The organism is Streptomyces sp. NPDC047974 (assembly GCF_040653375.1).
In the GTDB taxonomy this organism is placed as follows: Bacteria; Actinomycetota; Actinomycetes; order Streptomycetales; family Streptomycetaceae; genus Streptomyces.
On record NZ_JBEZNU010000004.1, the window covers coordinates 325,751 to 347,204 of the forward strand.

13 protein-coding genes are annotated in these 21,454 nt (G+C 76.4%); all 13 read left to right on the forward strand.

Going from position 1 to position 21,454, the window contains the following annotated elements; all coding sequences use genetic code 11:
- Nucleotides 1-4: 4 nt before the first annotated feature.
- Nucleotides 5-1,270: a 6-phospho-beta-glucosidase gene (locus AB0E19_RS09220; RefSeq protein WP_362175670.1), complete on the forward strand. Its 1,266-nt coding sequence runs from the start codon at nucleotides 5-7 to the stop codon at nucleotides 1,268-1,270.
- On the forward strand, nucleotides 1,261-2,238 hold the full coding sequence (locus AB0E19_RS09225) for a BadF/BadG/BcrA/BcrD ATPase family protein (RefSeq protein WP_362175672.1): 978 nt from the start codon (nucleotides 1,261-1,263) through the stop codon (nucleotides 2,236-2,238). Before AB0E19_RS09220 ends, AB0E19_RS09225 begins: the two co-directional genes overlap by 10 nt.
- Nucleotides 2,239-2,727: 489 nt before the next feature.
- Entirely contained in the window at nucleotides 2,728-4,023 is a 1,296-nt protein-coding gene (locus AB0E19_RS09230; RefSeq protein ID WP_362175765.1) for a hypothetical protein, read from the forward strand.
- 11 nt (nucleotides 4,024-4,034) lie between these two features.
- Nucleotides 4,035-5,066 carry a glutamate ABC transporter substrate-binding protein gene (locus AB0E19_RS09235; protein WP_362175675.1) on the forward strand — a complete coding sequence of 344 codons (1,032 nt, stop codon included), beginning with the start codon at nucleotides 4,035-4,037 and terminating at the stop codon, nucleotides 5,064-5,066.
- Between the two features lie 43 nt (nucleotides 5,067-5,109).
- Nucleotides 5,110-6,399 (forward strand): hypothetical protein, encoded by a 1,290-nt coding sequence (locus AB0E19_RS09240; RefSeq protein WP_362175678.1) that lies wholly within the window; start codon nucleotides 5,110-5,112, stop codon nucleotides 6,397-6,399.
- Nucleotides 6,396-8,957: a tetratricopeptide repeat protein gene (locus tag AB0E19_RS09245; protein ID WP_362175681.1), complete on the forward strand. Its 2,562-nt coding sequence runs from the start codon at nucleotides 6,396-6,398 to the stop codon at nucleotides 8,955-8,957. Before AB0E19_RS09240 ends, AB0E19_RS09245 begins: the two co-directional genes overlap by 4 nt.
- Nucleotides 8,954-10,312: a PP2C family serine/threonine-protein phosphatase gene (locus tag AB0E19_RS09250; protein WP_362175683.1), complete on the forward strand. Its 1,359-nt coding sequence runs from the start codon at nucleotides 8,954-8,956 to the stop codon at nucleotides 10,310-10,312. Before AB0E19_RS09245 ends, AB0E19_RS09250 begins: the two co-directional genes overlap by 4 nt.
- A 44-nt stretch (nucleotides 10,313-10,356) precedes the next feature.
- A complete protein-coding gene (locus tag AB0E19_RS09255; RefSeq protein ID WP_362175685.1) occupies nucleotides 10,357-11,682 on the forward strand; it encodes a VWA domain-containing protein in 1,326 nt (441 codons plus the stop codon).
- Nucleotides 11,683-12,929: 1,247 nt separating this feature from the next.
- Complete coding sequence (locus AB0E19_RS09260) at nucleotides 12,930-13,655, forward strand: FHA domain-containing protein (RefSeq protein ID WP_362175688.1); 726 nt, start codon at nucleotides 12,930-12,932, stop codon at nucleotides 13,653-13,655.
- 64 nt (nucleotides 13,656-13,719) lie between these two features.
- Nucleotides 13,720-14,100, forward strand: a complete 381-nt coding sequence (locus AB0E19_RS09265; protein ID WP_362175691.1) for a globin — start codon at nucleotides 13,720-13,722, stop codon at nucleotides 14,098-14,100.
- 200 nt (nucleotides 14,101-14,300) lie between these two features.
- Nucleotides 14,301-17,624, forward strand: coding sequence for an ABC transporter permease (locus AB0E19_RS09270; RefSeq protein WP_362175694.1), 3,324 nt, complete (start codon nucleotides 14,301-14,303; stop codon nucleotides 17,622-17,624).
- Complete coding sequence (locus tag AB0E19_RS09275; RefSeq protein ID WP_362175697.1) at nucleotides 17,624-20,476, forward strand: FtsX-like permease family protein; 2,853 nt, start codon at nucleotides 17,624-17,626, stop codon at nucleotides 20,474-20,476. Before AB0E19_RS09270 ends, AB0E19_RS09275 begins: the two co-directional genes overlap by 1 nt.
- Nucleotides 20,473-21,420, forward strand: coding sequence for an ABC transporter ATP-binding protein (locus tag AB0E19_RS09280; RefSeq protein WP_362175700.1), 948 nt, complete (start codon nucleotides 20,473-20,475; stop codon nucleotides 21,418-21,420). The genes AB0E19_RS09275 and AB0E19_RS09280 overlap by 4 nt, the downstream gene beginning before the upstream one ends.
- The last annotated feature ends 34 nt before the right edge of the window (nucleotides 21,421-21,454 follow it).

Here is a 21,454-nt window from a genome sequence, read left to right on the forward strand (position 1 = left end):
CGGAATGAAGCTCGCTGTCGTGGGGGGCGGATCCACCTACACCCCCGAACTGATCGACGGATTCGCGCGGTTGCGCGACACCCTGCCCCTCACCGAACTCGTCCTCGTCGACCCGGCCGCCGACCGGCTCGACCTCGTCGGCGGACTCGCCCGCCGGATCTTCGCCAAGCAGGCGCACGAGGGCAGGATCACCACCACGACCGACCTCGACGCCGCCGTCGAGGGCGCCGACGCCGTCCTCCTGCAGCTCCGCGTCGGCGGCCAGGCGGCCAGGAACCAGGACGAGACCTGGCCCCTGGAGTGCGGCTGCGTCGGCCAGGAGACCACCGGCGCCGGCGGCCTCGCCAAGGCGCTGCGCACCGTGCCCGTGGTCCTCGACATCGCGGAGCGGGTCCGGCGCGCCAACCCGGACGCCTGGATCATCGACTTCACCAACCCCGTCGGGATCGTCACCCGCGCCCTGCTGCGGGCCGGGCACAAGGCCGTCGGCCTGTGCAACGTGGCCATCGGCTTCCAGCGGAAGTTCGCGAAGCTCCTCGACGTGGCCCCGTCCGAGGTCCACCTCGACCACGTCGGCCTCAACCACCTCACCTGGGAGACCGGCGTCCGGCTCGGCGGCCCCGACGGCGAGGACGTGCTGCCGCGGCTGCTCGCCGAGCACGGCGACGCCATCGCCGCCGACCTGCACCTGCCGCGCCCGGTCGTGGACCGGCTCGGCGTCGTCCCCTCGTACTACCTGCGCTACTACTACGCGCACGACGAGGTCGTCGGGGAGCTGCGCACCAAGCCCTCGCGGGCCGCCGAGGTCGCCGCGATGGAGAAGGAACTCCTGGGGATGTACGGCGACCCGGCGCTCGACGAGAAGCCCGCGCTGCTCGCCAAGCGCGGCGGCGCCTTCTACTCGGAGGCGGCCGTGGACCTGGCGGCCTCCCTGCTCGCCGGCGGGGGCTCGCCGTACCAGGTGGTGAACACGTACAACAACGGCACGCTGCCGTTCCTGCCGGACGACGCCGTCATCGAGACGCAGGCGGCGGTGGGCACGGGCGGGGCGGTGCCGCTGCCGGTCGCGCCGGTGGACCCGCTGTACGCCGGACTGATCGCGAACGTGACGGCCTACGAGGACCTGGCGCTCGACGCGGCCCTGCGGGGCGGCCGGGAGCGGGTCTTCAAGGCGCTCCTCGCGCACCCGCTGGTCGGGCAGTACGCGTACGCCGAGCAGCTCACCGACCGGCTGATCGCGCACAACCGGGAGCACCTGGCGTGGGCGTGAACGGGACGCTGCTCGCGGTCGACGCGGGCAACAGCAAGACCGACGCGGCGGTGCTCGCGCCGGACGGCACGGTGCTGGGCTCCGCGCGCGGCGGGGGGTTCCAGCCCCCGCTGGTGGGGGTGGCGGAGGCGGTCGACGGGCTCGCGGAGATCGTGGGGCGGGCGGCGGCCGACGCCGGCGTCCCGCCGTCCTTCGCGCACGTCACCGCCTGCCTCGCCAACGCCGACCTGCCGGTCGAGGAGGCCGCCCTGGAGCGGGAGCTGCTCGGGCGGGGGTGGAGCGCTTCGGTACGGGTCCACAACGACACCTTCGCGATCCTGCGGGCCGGGATCGACGAGCCGCGCGGTGTGGCCGTGGTCTGCGGTGCGGGCGTCAACTGCGTGGGCATGACCCCGGACGGCCGGACCGCCCGCTTCCCGGCGATCGGGAAGATCTCCGGAGACTGGGGCGGGGGCGGGGGCCTCTCCGAGGAGGCCCTGTGGTTCGCGGCCCGCGCCGAGGACGGACGGGGCGAGCCGACCGAGCTGGCCCGGGCGCTGCCCGCGCACTTCGGCCTGGAGTCGATGTACGCGCTGATCGAGGCGCTGCACCTGGAGCGGATCCCGCAGGCGCGGCGGCACGAGCTGGCGCCGGTGCTGTTCCGGGTGGCGGCGGAGGGCGACCCGGTGGCGCTGGACCTGGTGCACCGGATGGCCGAGGAGGTCGTGGCCCTGTCGGCGGTGGCGCTGCGGCGGCTCGGACTCCTCGACGAGGAGGCGCCGGTGCTCCTCGGCGGCAGTGTGCTCGCCGCCCGGCACCCGCAGCTGGAGGAGCGGATCCGCGAACTCCTGGCCGTGCGGGCCCCGAAGGCGGTGGTGCGGTTCGTGACCGCGCCGCCGGTGCTCGGTGCGGGGCTGCTCGCGCTGGACGAGTGGGGCGGCGCGGAGCCGGGGGCGGCGGAGCGGCTGCGGGAGCAGTACCCCCACTGACCCCTCGTCACGTTCACCAGTTCGAGCGATCCCCCGGGTGGAACCGATCCGGGGGATCGGGCGTTTTCGGAGTGAAGGACGTTCGAGTCGGGTTCGAGTCGCGTGCGAGCTCGATTCGAGTGGTTTTCGAGAGGGGTTCGAGGAGAGCCCGAGGAGCGCCCGAGGGGAGTCCGGGCAGGGTCCGGGGCGACGGCGAGCAGGGGCTCGCCTGCGGAAGTCCCGTGCGCGTGGGGCACGATAGGCACAAGATCGTGTCATTCCCGGTGTGCGGGCGGGCCGCCGGCGGCCATACTGCTCGCCGGGGTCGATCGACGTCGAGACCGAGGGGGAGGTCACGTGACACAGCCACCGAGCGCGCCCGCCGCGGCGCCGCACGGCCCGGCGGCCGCGCCCGCGCGGCCGGTCGTGCCGGGGCAGGTCTCGCGCGCCGCCGCCGTCGGGGCCGCACCGCCGCCGCCCGCGCGAGGCGCCTGGGCCACCGGGCGCGAGGTGCTGCGCGAGGCCGCGACCACCGAGCCGGGACGGCTGCGGATCCTCGGCGCCGTCCTGGCGCTGCTCGTCCTCGCCCTCGGCACGGTCGCCGGCCTCGAAGCGGCCGACCGGGCCGACTCCGCCGAGGCCGTCGTCGGCCGCAGCCAGCCGCTGAGCGCCGACGCCGCCGCGATCTACCGCTCGCTGGCCGACGCCGACTCGACGGCCGCGGCCGGCTTCCTCGCCGGCACCCTCGAACCCGCCGAGTCCCGCGCCCGCTACGACCGCGACCTCGCCACCGCCTCCCGGCTCCTGGTGAAGGCCGCGGCGAACACCGACGGCTCGGACGAGTCGGCCCGCGAGATCACCGCGCTCAACGAACTCCTGCCGCGCTACGCCGGACTGATGGAGCGGGCCCGGGCCGCCAACCGGCAGGGCCTCCCGCTGGGCGGCGCCTATCTGCGGTACGCCAACCAGGAGATGACCACCCGGCTGCTGCCCGCCGCCGAGCGGCTCTACGCGGCGGAGACCGCCCGCCTGCACCGGGACGACGACGAGGCCCGCACCTGGCCCTACCTGGCGCTCGGCGCCGGAGTCCTCGCCCTCGGCGCCCTGGTGTGGGCGCAGCGGCGGGAGTACCGCCGGACCAACCGCGTGTTCAGCCGGGGCCTGCTCGCCGCCACCGCCGCCTCCGTGGTGGTGCTGCTCTGGCTCGCCGGGGCGCACGCCGTGGCCCGGGCCGGCCTGGGCGCGGCGCGGGCCGAGGGCCAGCAGTCGCTCCAGCTGCTCAACGAGGCGCGGATCAGCTCCCTCAAGGCCCGCGCCAACGAGAACCTGACGCAGGTCGCGCGGGGCGCGGTGCTCACCGAGGACGGCAAGGACGACAAGTACGAGGCGGAGTACGCGAAGGGCATGGCGGCGCTCACCGACGCGCTGGCCCGCGCGACGCGGCTCGCCGAGGACGAGGCCGGCCGGGCACCGCTGGCCGAGGCCGCGGCCCGGGCCGACGAGTGGCGGAAGCGGCACGCCGCCGCGCGGGAGCTCGGCGAGGCGGGCGACTACCAGGCCGCCCTGGACCGGATCATCGGCCCGAAGGGGACCGGCGAGGCGAAGGAGTCGGCCGGCTGGTCCTTCGACCAGGTCGACGCGGCCCTGGAGCGGGCCCTCACCCACGAGCAGGAGCAGTTCACCCGCTCCGCGGGCGGCGCGGTGGACGCGCTGACCGGACTGCCGCTCGGCGCGGCCGCGCTGGGCGCCCTCGGCGCCCTCGGCGCGGTGCTCGGCATCAACCGAAGACTGTCGGAGTACCGGTGAGAGGAGGCGGAATGACACCCGACGACGAGCCGATGGCCCGGCGGGCGGCCCGGCGGCTGCGCGGCTGGGGCGGGGTGGCGGCGATGGGCGTGGCCTGCGCGCTGACCGCCTCCCTCACCCTGCTGCCGCTGGCCCGGGGCGGGGACGACGCGACCGCGACCGCCGGCCCCTTCGGGCCCGGCCCCGGCGTGGGCACCGCCCTCCAGGTCAGGACCGACACCTGCGAGCACCCGGAGGCCTCGCTGCGGCCCTCGGCCGAGGACGGACCCTCGGTCGCCGTGATCAAGCGGCGGGGCAAGCTGATCGTGGGCGTCGACCAGTCCAGCTACCGCTGGGGCTTCCGCGACCCGGCGACCGGCACCCTGGAGGGCTTCGACATCGCCCTGGCCCGGGCGATAGCCAAGGACCTGCTGGGCAGCGAGGACGCGGTCGTCTTCCGCGCGGTGCCCACGAACCAGCGGATCGCGGCCCTCGACGCCGGGACGGTGGACCTGGTGGTCCGCACGATGACGATCAACTGCAAGCGGATCAAGCAGGTGGCCTTCTCCACCGCCTACTTCCGGGCCGGCCAGCAGGTCCTCGCCCCGAAGACCTCCCCGATCACCGGCCACGACGCCTCGCTGAAGGGCCGCCGGGTCTGCACCGCGGAGGGCTCCACCGCCCACGAGGCGCTGGAGGAGCGGTCCTTCGGCGCGGTCATCCGGGACGAGGGCGACGGCACGCCCGCCGACCGGAACCTCCTGACCGTGCCCAACCAGCTGGACTGCCTGGCCCGGCTCCAGATGGGCGAGGTCGACGCGATCGTCACCGACAACGCCCTGGCGGCCGGACAGGCCGCGCAGGACCCGGCGGTGGAGCTGAAGGGGAAGCCGTTCACCGAGGAGTACTACGGGGTGGCGGCCAAGCTCGGCAACGACGACCTGGTGCGCCGGGTCAACAAGGTCCTGGAGGACTACCGCAAGGGCCGCTGGCAGCAGGCGTACGCGGTCTGGCTGGAGGCCGGGCTCGGGAAGGCCGAGCCGCCCGAGCCGCTGTACCGGTAGGCCGCCGCAAGGCCCGCACGAAGCGAAGGAGATGAGGAGAGCGATGGGCGTCACGGGACCCCCTGGGCCGGTGATGGACCGGGACGAGGTGGACCGTGCGCTGGCGCGCCTCGGCGCGGAGCACAAGGCGGTCGAGGACTCGCTCCTCGCGCTCCAGGACCACGCCGGCCGGCGGCTCCTCGAAGGCGCCGGTCTGACCGGCACCACCCGGGAGCGCTGGGCGTCGACCGAGCGGACCATCACCGTGCTCTGGAGCTGCTTCGACGCGTACACGGCGGCGCTGCGCGGGGCCCGCGAGGTCCGCTCGCGGCACAAGTGGCCGAGCCGGGAGGAGCTGGCCGAGCTGACCGAGCGGCTGCGCGGCGACTCGGTGCACGTGCCGGGCGGCGCCGGCGAAGAGGCGCTGCTCGCCGAGCGGTTCACCCTCGACGCGCTGGTGCGGCGGATGAACGAGCTGTACGCGGCCTCCCTCGACGTGGTGGTCACGGCGGACGCGGTGTGGTCGGCGCTGCCCGCGCGGATAGACCTGCTCGCCGCCGAGCTGGGCCGGACGCGGTCCCTCGCGCACTCGGTGGGGGTGCGTCCCGGAGAGCATCCGGCCGGGGACGAGCTGGAGTCGATCACCGCCGAGCTGACCGAGCTGCGCTCCCTGGTGGTGACCGATCCGCTGGCGTTCTGGCGCCCCGCGGTGGGGAGTTCGGCGCCCGGCGGCGGCCGGCCGGACACCGCGCGGTACGACCGGGCGGCGCTCGCCCTGGAGGACGTGCGGCGGGAGATCGAGGCGGTCCTCGCGGTGCGGCAGGACTCCGAGGAGCGGCTGCTCCGGCTGCGGGACGTGCTGTCCCGGGCGGACCGGACGCTCGCCGAGGCGCGGGTGGCGCGCGGCGAGGTCCTCGCGAAGATCGCCGCCTCGGAGGTGCCGGCCGTGAGCGGGCCGCCGATGGCGCTCCAGGAGCGGCTCCAGGCCGCCGCCGAGTACCGCCGGCACGCCCGGTGGCACCGGCTTTCGCCGCTGCTCGACGCGCTGGAGCAGGAGGCGGAGGAGGAGTTGCTGCGCGCCCGCGACCAGCTGACGGCGGTGACGGCGCCGCTCGCGGTGCGGGCGGAGCTGCGCGGCCGGCTCGACGCGTACCGGGCGAAGGCGGCCCGGCTCGGCGGGGCGGACGACCCGTTCCTGACCGAGCGGTACGACACGGCGCGCCGCATGCTGTGGAGCGCGCCCTGCGACCTGCGGGCGGCGGAGCAGGCCGTGCTGCGCTACCAGCGGGCGGTGGCGGACCTGGTGTCCGGTCCGTCGGACGGTCCGTCGGACACGGGAGGACGACAGTGGTGAGCGGTCTCAGAGCGCAGGGGGGCTGCCAGCGGCCCGGCTGCGAGGGCGCGTACGAGGACGTCGGCGGCGGCGAGCTGTACTGCGACACGTGCGGGCTGGCGCCGGTGGTGGCGCCGAGCGGCCGGCTCCAGGCCAATCCGACCGGGGTCGCCGTGCCCGGCAAGCCCGGGACGGGTACGCGCGCCGGCACGGGCGCGGGCTTCGGCGCGCCGTCCGAGGCGACGGCCTGGGGGCCCGACTCGGCGTCCTCGCGCGGCGGTTCGCGGGCGTCCTCGCGGGCCTCGTCCCGCTCGTCGTCCTCGCGCCGCTCGGTGTCCGGGCGGCTGTCGCGGGCGCTGTCGGGGCGGAGCACCGGCCGTTCGGTGTCGGTGCGCAGCTCGGGTTCGTCGACCGGGCAGTCGGCACGGAAGCGGCTGGGCGCCGGGCTCGTCGCGATCCCGGAGGTGCCGCGTCCGGATCCGCGCGCGGCGGTGATGGCGGACCCCGAGGTGCCCGAGCGGAAGCGATTCTGCTCGCGTTCCGACTGCGGGGCGCCGGTGGGCCGTCCGCGCGGTGACCGGCCGGGCCGCACCGAGGGCTTCTGCACCTCGTGCGGGCACCCGTACTCCTTCGTGCCGAAGCTGCGCGCCGGTGACGTGGTGCACGGGCAGTACGAGGTGGCGGGCTGTCTCGCGCACGGCGGCCTCGGCTGGATCTACCTCGCCGTCGACCGGGCGGTCTCCGACCGCTGGGTGGTCCTCAAGGGCCTGCTCGACACCGGCGACCAGGACGCCATGGCGGCGGCGATCTCGGAGCGCCGCTTCCTCGCCGAGATCGAGCACGCCAACATCGTCCGGATCTACAACTTCGTCGAGCACCTCGACCCGCGCACCGGCTCCCTCGACGGCTACATCGTCATGGAGTACGTCGGCGGCAAGTCGCTCAAGGAGATCGCCAACGACCGGCGGACCCCCGAGGGCCGGCGCGACCCGCTCCCCGTCGAGCAGGCCTGCGCCTACGGCATCGAGGCCCTGGAGGCCCTCGGCCACCTGCACAGCCGCAACCTGCTGTACTGCGACTTCAAGGTCGACAACGCCCTGCAGACCGAGGACCAGCTGAAGCTCATCGACATGGGCGCGGTCCGGCGGATGGACGACGACGAGTCGGCGATCTACGGCACGGTCGGCTACCAGGCGCCCGAGGTCGCCGAGGTCGGGCCCTCCGTCGCCAGCGACCTGTACACGGTCGCCCGCACGCTCGCCGTGCTCACCTTCGACTTCCAGGGCTACACCAACGTCTTCGCGGACTCGCTGCCGGAGCCGGAGCACATCGAGGTCTTCCAGCGGTACGAGTCCTTCTACCGGTTCCTGGTGCGGGCCACCGACCCGGACCCGGCCCGCCGCTTCGCCTCCGCCGAGGAGATGGCCGAGCAGCTCACCGGCGTGCTGCGGGAGGTCGTCGCCCTCCAGTCGGGACGGCCCCGGCCGGCGCTCTCCACGCTCTTCGGCGCGGAGGTCCGGGTCACCGACACGGTCCTCTTCGCCGAACGGACCGAGGACGTGTCGGTGCTCGGCGCCCGCCGCACCGGCAAGGCCCGGCGCACCGCGCCCGCGGCGGCCGGCGTCCCCGCCGGACAGGGCCTCGGCACGCTGCTCGCCCCGCTCGACGTGGCGGCCACCGCGCTCGCGCTGCCGGTGCCGCGGGTCGACCCGGCGGACGCCAACGCCGGTTTCCTCGCCGGTCTCCTCGCCGCCGCGCCCGCCGAACTCCTCGGCGCGCTGCGGGCCGCGCCCGCCGACACCCCCGAACTCCGGCTGCGCGCCCTGCGGGCCCAGCTCGACCTGCGGGACACGGTCTCCGCCGGGCAGACGCTCGGCGCCCTGGAGCAGTGGGACGCCGACGACTGGCGGGTCGTGTGGCACCGGGGCGTGGCCTCGCTCGTGGGCGGCGACCTGACACACGCGGCGCTCGCCTTCGACGCGGTCTACGACGCCTTCCCCGGCGAGCCGGCGCCCAAGCTGGCGCTCGGCGTCTGCGCGGAGGTCCTCGGCCAGCTCGACAACGCCGCCGAGTACTACCACCTGGTGTGGGCGACCGACCCCGGCTTCGTCAGCGCCGCCTTCGGCCTCGCCCGGGTGCGGCTCGCCGCCGGGGACCGCACCGGGGCGGTCGCCGCCCTCGAATCCGTACCGGAGTCCTCCATCCACTACACGGCGGCCCGGGTCGCGGCCGTCCGCGCCCGGCTGCGGCTGCGCCCGCCGCGCGAACCGCTCGGCGCCGACCTCACCGCGGCCGCCGCGCAGGTCTCCGCGCTCGGCGGCTTCGGCCTCGACCCGGTGCGCCGGGAGCGGTTGTCGACGGAGGTGCTCGGTACCGCCCTCGACTGGGTACTCTCCGGAAGTCCCGGTGCCGCGCCGGGCGGCGGGGAGCCGCTGCTCGGGAGCGCACTGGACGAGAACGGGCTCCGCTTCGGCCTGGAGCGCGCCTACCGGGTGCTGGCCCGGCTCGCCCAGCGGGGCGAGGAGAGGATCGAACTGGTGGAGCGGGCCAACCGCTACCGCCCCAGGACGTGGGTGTGAGGATGGACCAGAAGCCCCAGCCGCCGTCGCACGGCCTCGCCGTCTGCCCGGACCCCGAGTGCGGGGAACCGGTGGACCCGAGAGACCGCTTCTGCGGGGCCTGCGGCCACGAACTGACGGCCGCGGCGGAGCTGCCGGCCGGGCAGGACCGGCCGACCATGCCGATCGCCGCGCCCGTCTGGCCCGAGGCGCCGCCGCGGGACCCCGGCTCGCTGTCGACGCTGACCCAGCACCCGGGCGAGCTGCCGGGCACCGACTCGGGCGGGCACGACCTGCCGACGGTGCCGGTGCGCACGGACGGTCCGCCGGCGGCGCCGCGCGGGGAGACCGTGCGCGGCGGGGGCGACTTCGAGCTCGCCGCGCCGGATCCGCGGGCGGCGGTGCGGGTGGAGCCGGACGCGGTCCCCGCCACGGCTCCGGAGCCCGCCGGGGACGCGTCCGAGGGGCTCTGCGTGGCCTGCCGGGCCGGGCGGGTCGACGGCGACGGCTACTGCGAGAACTGCGGGCACGCCCAGCCCCGCGAGCGCGACCACATGGAGCGGGAGCTCGGCACGGTGGCCGCCGTCAGCGACCGGGGGCTGCGCCACCACCGCAACGAGGACGCCTTCGCGATCACCGAGACCAGCCTGCCCGACGGCCGGCCGGCCACCGTCGCGATCGTCTGCGACGGCGTCTCCTCCGCCCACCGCCCCGACGAGGCGTCCGCCGCCGCCGCGCGCGCGGCCGGGTCCGTGCTCGACGAGGCCCTGCCCCGCGGCACCCACCCGCAGCAGGCCATGCACGAGGCGATCGTCGCGGCCGCCGAGGCCGTCACCGCGCTGGCCCGCGCGGAAACGGCGGGACCCGACGCCCCGCCCGGCGGCAACTCCCCCGCCTGCACCATCGTCGGCTCCGTCGTCACCGACGGGCTGCTCGTCGTCGGCTGGGTCGGCGACAGCCGCGCCTACTGGGTGCCCGACGACCGCACCGCGCCGGCCGCCCGGCTCACCGAGGACGACTCGTGGGCCGCGCAGATGGTCAAGGCGGGCCTGATGAACGAGGCGCAGGCGTACGCGGACGAGCGCGCCCACGCCATCACCGGCTGGCTCGGCGCCGACGCGTACGAACTGGAGCCGCACACCGCCGCGTTCAAGCCCGACCGGGCCGGGGTCGTCGTCGTCTGCACCGACGGGCTGTGGAACTACGCCGAGGCCGCCGAGGCGATGGCCGGCGCCGTGCCCGCCGACGCGGCGCTCCGTCCGCTGCACGCGGCCCGGGTCCTCGTCGGCCACGCCCTCGACGGCGGCGGACACGACAACATCACGGTCGCGGTGACGCCGTTCGCCCCGACGCCGTCGGGGGCACCCTCTCCCTGAGCCCCCGTCACCTTCCGTCGTTGCCCCCGAGGAGCCGAAACCAGATGGCGAACTTCGCCAAGCCGTCCGTGCCGCAGTTCTCGGTGGACGTCTACCAGAACGAGTACCTGCCGGTCGGCGGGCGGGACGTCGACGCCGTCGTCACCGTGACGGCGACCGGCGGCGGCACCAGCGGGGCGCGGGGCGTCACGGCCGGCGGACCCGCCGGAGTGGTGATCATGGTCGACTGCTCGGGCTCGATGGACTACCCGCCGACGAAGATGGAGGGCGCCCGGGCGGCGACCGCCGCCGCGATCGACACCCTCCGCGACGGCACGTCCTTCGCCGTCGTCGCCGGCAACCACGCCGCCGTCCCCGTCTACCCCGACCACGGCCGGCTGGCCGTCGCCGGGGCCCGGACCCGCGCCGAGGCCAAGGAGGCGCTGGGGCGGCTCGCCGCCGACGGCGGCACCGCGATCGGCACCTGGCTGCGGCTCGCCGACACGCTCCTCGACGGGGAGGACCTCGCCATCCGGCACGCGGTCCTGCTCACCGACGGGCGCAACGAGCACGAGACGCCCGAGGCGCTGCGGGCCGCGCTCGACGCCTGCGCGGGCCGCTTCACCTGCGACGCACGGGGCGTCGGCACGGACTGGGAGGTCAAGGAGGTCACCGGGATCGCCTCGGCGCTGCTCGGCTCCGCCGACATCGTCGCCGATCCGGCCGGGCTCGCCGCCGACTTCACGGCCATGATGGAGAACGTCATGGGCAAGGGCGTCGCCGACGTGGCGCTGCGGCTGTGGACGCCGGTCGGCGCGGAGCTCGTCTTCGTCAAGCAGGTCGCCCCGACGGTCGCGGACCTCACCGCCCGCCGCACGGACACCGGGCCGCGCTCCGGCGACTACCCCACCGGCTCCTGGGGCGACGAGTCCCGCGACTACCACGTGCGCGTCCGGGTCCCGGCGAACGCGGTCGGGCAGGAGATGCTCGCCGCCCGTGCCTCCCTGATCGTCCCCGACCCGCTGGGCGGCGACGCCCGGGTGATGTCCCAAGGACTGATACGCGCGGTGTGGACGCACGACGTGGCGATGACCACGGCCATCAATCCCCAGGTCGCGCACTACAGCGGCCAGGCGGAGCTCGCGGACGCCATCCAGGCCGGCCTGGACGCCCGCAAATCGGGCGATCAGGACGGAGCGACCGCGAAACTGGGCCGCGCGGTGCAGCTCGCGGCGGCCTCCGGGAACGCGGATACCGCGAAACTCCTTTCGAAGGTGGTGGACGTGGTCGACGCGGCGGCGGGTACTGTGCGGTTGAAGGCGAAGGTCGCGGAGGCGGACGAGATGACACTCGAGACGCGCTCCACCAAGACCGTTCGCGTCAAGAGGTAGCCCGGCCGCCGGGCCGGACGACGAGAGGGGGAAGCACCGACATGCCGACCTGCCCGAACGGACACCAGTCGGTCTCCGACGACTGGTGCGAGGTCTGCGGCCACCGCATGGCCGGGGCGGGTGCGCAGCCGGCCCCCGCACCCCCACCGCCCCCGCCGGGCCCTCCCGGCCCGCCCGGCCCTCCCGGCCCTCCCGGCCCGCCGCCACCGGCGTACGGCTACCCCCACCCGAACCCTCAGCCGAACGGCCCCGGCGCGCCCGGCGGCCCCGGCATGCCCGGTGGCCCCGGTGCGCCCGGCTTCTCCGACGGCCCGGGCGGAGCCGGTCGACCCGGTGGTCCCGGCTTCCCCGGTGCTCCGGGCGGTCCCGGCGCCCCTGGTCCGCAGGGCGGTCCCGGCGCTCCCGGCTTCTCCGACGGTCCCGGCAGGCCGGGTGGACCCGGTGCGCCCGGCTTCCCCGGGGCTCCGGACGCACCTGGCGGTCCCGGCTTCCCTGACGGCCCGGGCGGGGCCGGTCGGCCCGGCGGTCCCGGCTTCCCGGGCGCCCCTGGCGGGCCCGGTGGGAACGGCTTCTCCGACGGTCCCGGCGGTCCGGGTGCTCCCGGCGGTCCCGGCTTCCCCGGCGCGCCCGGGGGTCCGGGTGGTCCCGGCTTCCCCGACGGTCCCGGCGGGGCCGGTCGGCCCGGCGGCCCGGGGGCCGGCTTCCCCGGTGCTCCGGGTGCTCCCGGCGCCCCTGCCGGCCCCGGGTTCCCCGGTGCTCCGGCCGACGGCTCCGGTCCCGGCGGCCCGGGTGCTCCCGGCTTCCCGGGCGGCCCTGGCGCACCCGGCGGTCCCGGCTTCCCCGGCGCCCCCGGTCCGCAGGGCGGTCCTGGCGCCCCCGGCGCTCCCGGCGCCCCTGCCTTCCCCGGTGCTCCGGGCGGTCCCGGCTACCCCGGCGCCCCCGCCGGCTCGGGCGGTCCCGGCTTCCCTGGTGGTCCCGGTGGACCCGGTGGACCCGGGGCTCCCGGCTTCTCCGGTGGCCCCGGCGCCCCGGACGGCCCCCGTTTCCCCGGCGGTCCCGGTGCGCCTGACGGTGGTCCCGGGTTCCCCGGTGGCCCCGGCGCCCCGGCCGGTCCGGGTGGCGGGACGTCGTTCCCCGGCGGTCCCGGCGGTCCCGGTGGGCCCCACGGTGCCCACGGGTTCGGCGGGGATCCGAACGCGACCGCGCAGGCGGAGCTGTGTCCGCAGTGCCGGACGCCGCGCGAGCACATGGCGCCGTTCTGCGAGGAGTGCCGGTGGAACTTCCTGACCGGTACCGCGACCTCGTACACGCCGATCGCGCCCCCGCCGCAGGCCCAGCGTCCTTCGGCGCCGCCGCCGGGCTTCCCGGCCGCGCCGCCGGCGCCCGGGCCGGTCGCGCCGCAGGATCCGTTCGGGTACCACGACTCGCGGCCCTCGCAGGTGAACCGGCCGGCCGAGCCGCTCGGTGCCGAGCCGACGCACCACCAGGCACCGCCGCGCGCCGCCGCCGACGACGACTGGGTGCTGTCCCCGCCGTCGCAGGCGCAGCCCCCGCAGCCGCAGGCACCGCAGGGGTGGACGGCGTACATCGGGCCGGACCGTGACTACTTCATGGCGATGATGCGCCGCAGCGGCCCGGAGGCCTCGGGGCTCAACCTGCCCGCGTACGCGCCGCCGAAGCAGCTGCCGCTGCGGGGCAACCAGGTCTCCATCGGCCGGCGCCGGCACTCCACCGGCGAGGCACCGGACATCGACCTGGCCGTGCCGCCGGAGGATCCGGGCGTCTCGCACCAGCACGCCGTGCTGGTGCAGCAGCCGGACGGCTCGTGGGCGGTGGTGGACCAGAACTCCACCAACGGCACCACGGTCAACGGCGGCGAGGAGCCGATCCAGCCGTACGTCCCGGTCCAGCTCCAGGACGGCGACCGGGTGCACGTCGGCGCCTGGACGACGATCACCGTCCGGCGCGGCTGAGCCCAGGAGGGCCGGGGGTCCTAGACCTCCGGTCCTCCGCCGGTCCGTCTGAGACGATGGAACGGTGAACGAGCAGAGCTTCTACGAGCAGGTCGGCGGCGAGGATACGTTCCGCCGCCTCGTCCGGCGCTTCTACGAGGGCGTCGCCGGGGACCCGCTGCTCCGCCCGATGTACCCCGAGGAGGACCTCGGCCCCGCCGAGGAGCGCTTCGCCCTCTTCCTGATGCAGTACTGGGGCGGTCCCGGCACCTACAGCGAGCGGCGCGGCCACCCGCGCCTGCGGATGCGGCACGCCCCCTTCGCGGTCGACCGCGCCGCGCACGACGCCTGGCTGCGGCACATGCGCGCCGCGGTCGACAGCCTGGAGCTGGCGCCGGAGCACGAGGCGCAGTTGTGGCGGTACATGACGTACGCGGCGGCCTCGATGGTGAACACCGACGGCTGAGCCCCCACCGCTCCCCCCGCGGTACAGACCACTCCATGCCACCGGATGAACACATTCCGGGGATGAATGACCGATTAACGGTCACGATCCCATCAAGGTCGGTGCACAAGCGGTTTCCACCGACCCGTGGCCGATGAAAGCATTCCCGGAACGTTTCGAAGCTCAAGGCTTCGGGGGTTCGAGGGCGGCCAGGGGGATGGGTGACGGGGTTCGTACTTCTGCGCGTCAGGGCTCACCGGCTGCTGCTCGGCGCGGCCTTGCTCGCCGTCGTCCTGACGACGACCGTGCTCGCCACCCTCGCCGGCTTCTCCTCCTCCATCGGGAACGCCGCGCTCCACGCCGGCCTGCGTGACCGCTCGGCCGCCGCCGCGACCCTGCTCGTCTCCGGGCAGATCCCGGCCGAGCGGCGGACCGCCGCCGACGCGGCCGTCACCGACAGCGCCCGGCGCACCTTCGACGGACTGCCCGTCTCCGTGCGGCGCCTGGAGACCTCGGGGCCGTACGCGCTGCCCCGCTCGCTCCAGACTCCCGCGGCCCGCGCGGGCGACCCGGACCTGACCCAATTCGCGACGCTCGACCGCGCGCGGCTCACCCTCGTCCGCGGCGCCTGGCCCTCGGCCGCCCGCCCCGGCGGCGTGATCGAGACGGCGCTGCCCGAGGAGGCCGCGAAGCGGCTGAGCACCGGCCCCGGCACCGTCCTCGAACTCACCGACCGGCTCACCGACAAGACGGTGAGGGCCCGGATCACCGGCGTCTACAAGGCGACCGACCCGGACGACCCTTACTGGCTGCTCGACGAGGCCGGCGGCCGCGGCGTGCGGACCGTCTCCTTCACCACCTACGGCCCGCTGCTCGCCGACCCCGCCGTCCTCTCCTCCGGCGCCCTCGCCCCCGGCGACACCTCCTGGCTCGCCGAGGCCGACTTCTCCCGCCTCGACACCGGCGGCATCGCGCCCCTGCGCGAGGCGGCGACCGGGGAGCCGGCCCGGCTGCTCGCCGACACCACGACCTTCGGGACGACGATCAGCGTCTCCACCGGTCTGCCGACCGTCCTCGCGCAGACCGAGCGCGCCCTCGCCGTCTCCCGCTCCACCCTTCTCATCGTCGCCGTGCAGCTGGTGCTGCTCGCCGCCTACGCGCTGCTGCTCGTCGCCCGGCTGCTGAGCACCGAACGCTCCGGCGAGACCGCGCTGCTGCGCGCCCGCGGCGGCTCCCGGCGCAGGATCGCCGGACTCGCCGCCGCCGAGGCCCTGCTCCTGGCCCTGCCCGCCGCGCTCCTCGCGCCGCTGCTCACCGGCCCGCTGACCCGGCTCTTCGCCGAACGCTCCGGGCTGTCCTCGCTCGGGGTGCGGCTCGACTCCTCGCCCGGCGCGACGGTCTGGCTGGTCTCCGCCGGGGTGGCGCTCGCCTGCGCGGCGGCGGTCGTCGCCCCCGCGCTCGCCACCCGCGACGGCGACGCCGTCTCGCTGCGCACGGCGCGTGCCGGCACACTGCCGTGGCCGGTGCGGGCGGGCGCGGACCTCGGTCTGCTGCTCATCGCCGGCATCGCGCTCTGGCAGCTCCGGCGGACCCCGGAGGCCGCCGCCGACGGCTCCGGGATCGACCCGGTGCTCATCGCCGCGCCCGCCCTCGCGCTGCTCGCCGGCACCGTCCTGACGCTGCGTCTGCTGCCGCCCGCCGCGAAGCTGGCCGAGCGGCGCGCGGCCCGCGGCCGGGGCCTGTCGGCCGCGCTGGCCGGCTGGCAGTTCAGCCGCCGCCCGCTGCGCGGCGCGGGCCCGGTGCTGCTGCTCGTCCTCGCGGTGGCGATGGGCATGCTGGCGATCGGTCAGAGCCGCTCGTGGGAGCGGTCGCAGCACGACCAGGCCGACTTCCGGGCCGGCACGGCGCTGCGGGTCCTCGGCGTCGGCCCCGGCGACCCCACCCGGTCCGCGCGGCTCGCCCGCGTCCCCGGGGTGCGCGAGGTCGCCCCCGTCCACCGGTCCGGCATGGACGTCGCCGGCCGCAACGCGACCGTGCTCGCCGCCGCCACCGGCCGGCTCCCCGGCGGCCTGCTGATGCGCGAGGACCTGGCGGGCGGCACGCCGGCCGAGCTGCTCGCCCCGCTCGCGCCCCGCAACGACGCCCGGCCCGGGTTCGCGGTGCCGGAGGGCAGCCGTTCGCTCGTCGTCGAGCTGCGGAGCACCGCCCCGCGCGGCAGCACGGCCGCCCGGGTCACGCTCACCCTGGAGGACGCGTACGGGGTCCCGTCCCGGCAGCCGGTGGGGCAGCTGCCCGCCGACGGCCGTGCCCACCGCTTCACGCTCGACCTCGGCCCGCTGGCCTCGGACGGCGTCCGCGCCGACGCCGGTCTCGTCCTCACCGGCATCGAGCTCACCGCCCGCTTCTCCGAGGGCCGGCAGCGCGCCCAGGCCCTCCACGTCGACCTGCTCGGCACCACCGGGAAGGACGGGGCCCTGCGCACCGCCGACCCGGCGGACGCCCTGTCCCGCTGGTCCGCCGCCTCCGAGCAGACCTTCCACGGCACCAGGGAGAAGGCGCGGCTGATCGGCTCGGCCGGCTCTCCCCCGGCGGACGGCGGGCAGCGCCCGTACTCCGCCCCGTACACCCTGCTGGGCGACTTCTCCGGGATCCACTCCGCGCTGGCGGAGGAGTACGAGGTGCGGCTGACCGCGCCCGTGCCGCAGCGGCCCGGGCGGGTGCCGGCGATCGCGTCCGCCGCCTTCATGGAGGCGTCCAAGGCGAAGCCCGGCGACACGGTCCGGCTCTCGCTCGGCGGCCGGCCGGTCGAGGTGACCCTCATCCGGGTCGTCGAGGACCTGCCGACGACCGGGCCCTCGGGCCGGACCACCGACGCGGAGGCCGCCGGGCAGGTGCCCCAGGACGGCGGCGCCGTCCTCGTCGACCTGACCGCCGTCAACCGCTCCCTGTCCACCGCCGACGTGGCGGACCCGGTGGCTCCCACCGAGTGGTGGCTGACGCCCGAACCCGGCCGCACGGACGCCGTCGTGGCGGCGCTGCGCGACCGCGCCGACGAGGAGCCCGGCGAACTCGTCGTCCGCGACGCCATCGCCGAGGACCTGCTCGGCGACCCGCTCGGCGCGGGCCCCCACACCGCCCTGATGGCGGTGGCGGCCGCCGCCGCGGCCCTGGCCGCGGTCGGTTTCGCGGTCGGCTCGGCCGGTTCCGTACGGGAACGCGCCGCCGAGTTCGCCGTCCTGCGGGCCCTCGGCGCGCCGCGCCGCCGGCTCGCCCGGCTCCTCGCGGCCGAGCAGGGCGTCCTGATCGGGGTGGGCCTCCTCGTGGGCGTCGCCCTCGGTGCCCTCCTCGCCCGGGTGGTCGTCCCGCTCGTGGTCCTCACCGGCCGGGCCACCCGGCCCGTGCCACCGGTCCTGGTCGAACTGCCCCTCGGCGAGGTGGCCCTGCTCCTCGCCGGGGTCGCCGCCCTGCCCCTCGCGGTCGTCGCGGCCATCGCCCTGCGCCGCAACGAACCGGCGGTGACCCTGCGCCACCAGGGAGACAACTGATGTCCGACGTCCCGCGCGAGGAGTCCCGCCCGATGCAGCCCGCAGGCGAGTCCCCCGGCCACCGGCCGGCCCCGGCCGAGAAGGACCCGTCGCGGGCCGTCGCCCCCTGGGTCAGGACCCGGCTGCGGGCCGCGCCCGGCGCCGCCGCCGGACTCGCCCTGCTCGTCTTCGTCACCGCGCTCCTCGCCGCCGCGCTGCCGCGGGTGATCGACGCGTACGAGACGGAGGGGCTGCGGCACGGCATCCGGACCGCTCCCGCCCACCGCTCCCAGGTGGAGATCACCTACCCGCTGACGCAGGACTCCCCGGTGTCGCCCGCCGGCCTGCGCGAGGACCAGGAGGAGCTGCGGGGCCTGCTGCCCGCGCCGCTGCGCACCGACCCGGAGCAGACCGTCCACGGCGTCCGGACGATGGAGACGGTCCCGGGCCTCGACGCGTGGCTGCCCCAGCCGGACCACGTGCCGGTCGCGTTCGTCCTCTCCTCGCCCTCGGACCCCGCCGCGCACACGGTGCTGCGGCAGGGGCGGATGGCCAAGGGCGACGCGGCGCGCCCGGAGGCGGTGGCGACGACGGCGATGGCCGAGGCCCTCGGGCTCAAGCCCGGTTCCGTCGTGCACGTGCCGGGCGTCGCCGCCGAACCGGTCGCCGTCACCGTGACCGGCATCGTGGAGCCCCGTGACCCGACGCGACCGTACTGGGCCGTCGAACCGCTGCTGTCCACGCCGGTGCTGGCGCTGACGGACCACCCGACGGAGCCGCGGCGCTACTGGCGGGCCGGCCTCCTCGTCGCCCCGGAGTCGGGGTCCGCCCTCGTCTCCACCACCGTCACCTCCGAGGTCTACTGGCGCTTCCCCGTCGTCGCCGACCACCTGACCGCGCGGGACGCCGGGCCGCTCGCCGCCGCCGTGGACTCGACGCGCAGCGGCCCCGCCGCGGTCAGGATCCGAGAGATCACCGGCGACACCGGCCTGGTCACCACCGGACTCCACGAGATCTCGACGGCCTATGCGGCGGCCAGGTCCGCCATCTCGCCCGTCGTCGCCGTCGCCGTCTTCGGCATCGGCGCGGTCGCCGTGGTGGTCGTGGCCATGACCGGCGGGCTCTTCCTCTCCCGCCGGGACGGCGAACTCACCCTGCTGCGCGCCCGCGGCGCCTCGCTGCCCGGCATCGGGCTCCGGCTGCTCGGAGAGACCGCCGCGGTCACCACCCCGGCGGCGCTGCTCGGCCTGGTGGCCGCCGTCGCGCTGGTCCGCGGCCCGGACACCCCCGGCTCCCCGGCCCTCACCGGCTCCGCGCCGCTCCTGCCGTCCGTCCTCGCCACCGCCCTGGTGGCCCTGGTCGCGGCCCTCGTGCTGCCCGCCCGGGCCGTGCTGCGGCACCGCAGGCTCCGGCTGCACGGCGCCCGCGAGGACATGGTGGACGCCAAGCCGTCCCGGCGCCGCCTCGTCGTCGAGCTGACCGTGCTCGTCCTGGCGGCGGGCGCGATCGCCTCGCTGCGGCTGCGCGGCACCTCCGACTCCGGCGACCACCTGGTCAGCGCGGCACCGGTGCTCGTCGGTGTGATCGCCGCCTTCGTGCTCGTACGCCTCCAGCCGCTGCCGCTGCGCTGGCTGGCCCGGCCTGCCCGCCGGATGCGCGGCGCCGTCGGGCCGCTGGCCATCGCCCGCGCCGGACGGGCCTCGTCCACCGGTGTGCTGCCGCTGCTCGCGCTCGTCCTCGCGCTGACGACGGCCGCCTTCGGCGGCTCGGTCCTCGCCGGGGTCTCCGAGGCCCGCGACCGGGCGGCGGTGCTCGCGATCGGCGCCGACGTCCGGATCGAGGGGACCACGGAGAACGTGCCGGTGACGTCCGAGGTCATGGAGGCGGTGCGCGGCACGAAGGGCGTGCGGGAGGCGCAGCCCGTACAGGTCGAGTACGGCCTCGAACTGCCCTCGCCGGTCGCCACCGACCAGCCGATGAGCTCCGCGCTCGTCGCCGTCGACCCGGCCGCGTACGCCCGCCTCGCCGGACGGACCGACAACGGCGCCTTCCCCGCCGAGCTGCTCGCCTCCACCGGGAAGGGCGGCCCGGAGGTGGTCGGCGACACCGACCGGGTGCTGCCCGCGCTCGCCTCCCCCGACGTCGCCGCACGCCTCGGCGAGCGGCCCATGCTGCTGATCGCGGCGGCCGGCTCCTTCCACGTGAAGGTGGTGGCGGTACGGGACTCCACCCCGGCGATTCGCGGTGAGAACTTCCTGGTGGTCAACGCCGCCGACGTCACCAACCGGCGGACGACCGTCGTGCTCGCCACCGGCACCCCCGACGGTCCGGCGCTGCGGGCGGCCGTCGCCGGGAAGTCGAAGGACCTGGCGGTGGCCCTGCGGGGCGAGACCCGCGGCTCCTACGTGGACTCGCCGCTCCAGTCCGGCGCCGAGGGCCTGTACGCGGCGGCCATCGGGGCGGGCGCGGCCTACGCCGTGGTCGCCGTGCTGCTGTCGCTGACGCGGAGCGGGCCCGAGCGGGCGACGCTCCTCGCCCGACTGCGGACCATGGGCCTGACCCGCGCGCAGGGCCGGCGGCTGCTCGGCCTGGAGGCGCTGCCGCCCGCCGTCTTCGCCGCGCTCGGCGGGGCGCTCGCCGGGTGGGCGACGGTGCCGCTGCTCGCGCCGGGCGTCGACCTGCACCGGCTGGCGCTCGCCATGGCGGACGGCGGCGTCGCGCTCGGCGGTACGGGGCTGCGGGCCGACCCGTGGTCGCTGGTCCTGCCGGCCGTGGCCGTGGTCCTCCTGACCGCGGTGGCGGCGGGCGTACAGGCGTGGTGGACGGGGCGGAAGAGCTCGGTGAAGGAACTCAGGGCAGGAGACGCACGATGACGACGACCGCGAACACGACCCTGGAGGAGCTGGAGCAGCGGGCCACCGCGCACCGCGACCGGCCCTCGTACGGCCACGACGCGCTGATCGCCTGCGACCGCCTGGTGCGGATCTTCACCACCGACGGGGTGGAGGTGCAGGCGCTCCAGGGGCTCGACCTCCTCGTCAAGGAGGGCGAGTTGATGGCCCTCGTCGGGGCGTCCGGCTCCGGCAAGTCGACCCTGATGAACATCCTCGCGGGCCTGGACGTGCCCACCGCGGGCGCCGCCCGGGTCGCGGGCTGCGACCTGCTCGCGATGACCGGCAAGGACCGGCTGCGCTACCGCCGCGAGGTCGTCGGCTTCGTCTGGCAGCAGACCGCCCGCAACCTCCTCCCCTATCTGACGGCGGCCCAGAACGTGGCGCTGCCGATGCAGTTGGCGGGCAGCAGGAAGAAGAAGGCCGAGCGGGCCGAGGAGCTGCTCGCGATGATGGACATCGCGCACTGCCGGGACCGGCGGCCCCACCAGCTCTCCGGCGGCCAGCAGCAGCGGGTCGCGATCGCCGTCGCCCTCGCCAACGACCCGAAGGTCCTCCTCGCCGACGAGCCGACCGGCGAGCTGGACTCGGCCACCGGCGAGCAGGTCTTCGCCTCCTTCCGCCGGGCCAACGAGGAGCTGGGCACCACGATCGTCATCGTCACCCACGACCAGGCGGTCGCCACCGAGGTGCGCCGCACGGTCGCCATCCGCGACGGCCGCACCTCCTCCGAGGTGCTGCGCCGCACCGAGGTCGACGCGGAGGGCCAGGAGTCGCTGGTGGCGCGGGAGTACGCGATGCTCGACCGCGCGGGCCGGCTCCAGCTCCCGGCGGACTACACGGCGGCGCTCGGCATGGAGCACCGGGTGGCGCTGGAGCTGGAGCAGGACCACATCGGAGTGTGGCCGGACGACGCGGAGCGCTGAGGAACCGGCCTTCCGCCCCCCGCGTCCAAGCCCG

Coding starts and splice junctions, on each gene's coding strand:
- AB0E19_RS09220 (WP_362175670.1), top strand. CDS start 5: ATGAAGCTCGCTGTCGTGGGGGGCGGATCCACCTACACCCCCGAACTG.
- AB0E19_RS09235 (WP_362175675.1), top strand. CDS start 4,035: ATGACACCCGACGACGAGCCGATGGCCCGGCGGGCGGCCCGGCGGCTG.
- AB0E19_RS09240 (WP_362175678.1), top strand. CDS start 5,110: ATGGGCGTCACGGGACCCCCTGGGCCGGTGATGGACCGGGACGAGGTG.
- AB0E19_RS09255 (WP_362175685.1), top strand. CDS start 10,357: ATGGCGAACTTCGCCAAGCCGTCCGTGCCGCAGTTCTCGGTGGACGTC.
- AB0E19_RS09260 (WP_362175688.1), top strand. CDS start 12,930: ATGGCGCCGTTCTGCGAGGAGTGCCGGTGGAACTTCCTGACCGGTACC.
- AB0E19_RS09275 (WP_362175697.1), top strand. CDS start 17,624: ATGTCCGACGTCCCGCGCGAGGAGTCCCGCCCGATGCAGCCCGCAGGC.
- AB0E19_RS09280 (WP_362175700.1), top strand. CDS start 20,473: ATGACGACGACCGCGAACACGACCCTGGAGGAGCTGGAGCAGCGGGCC.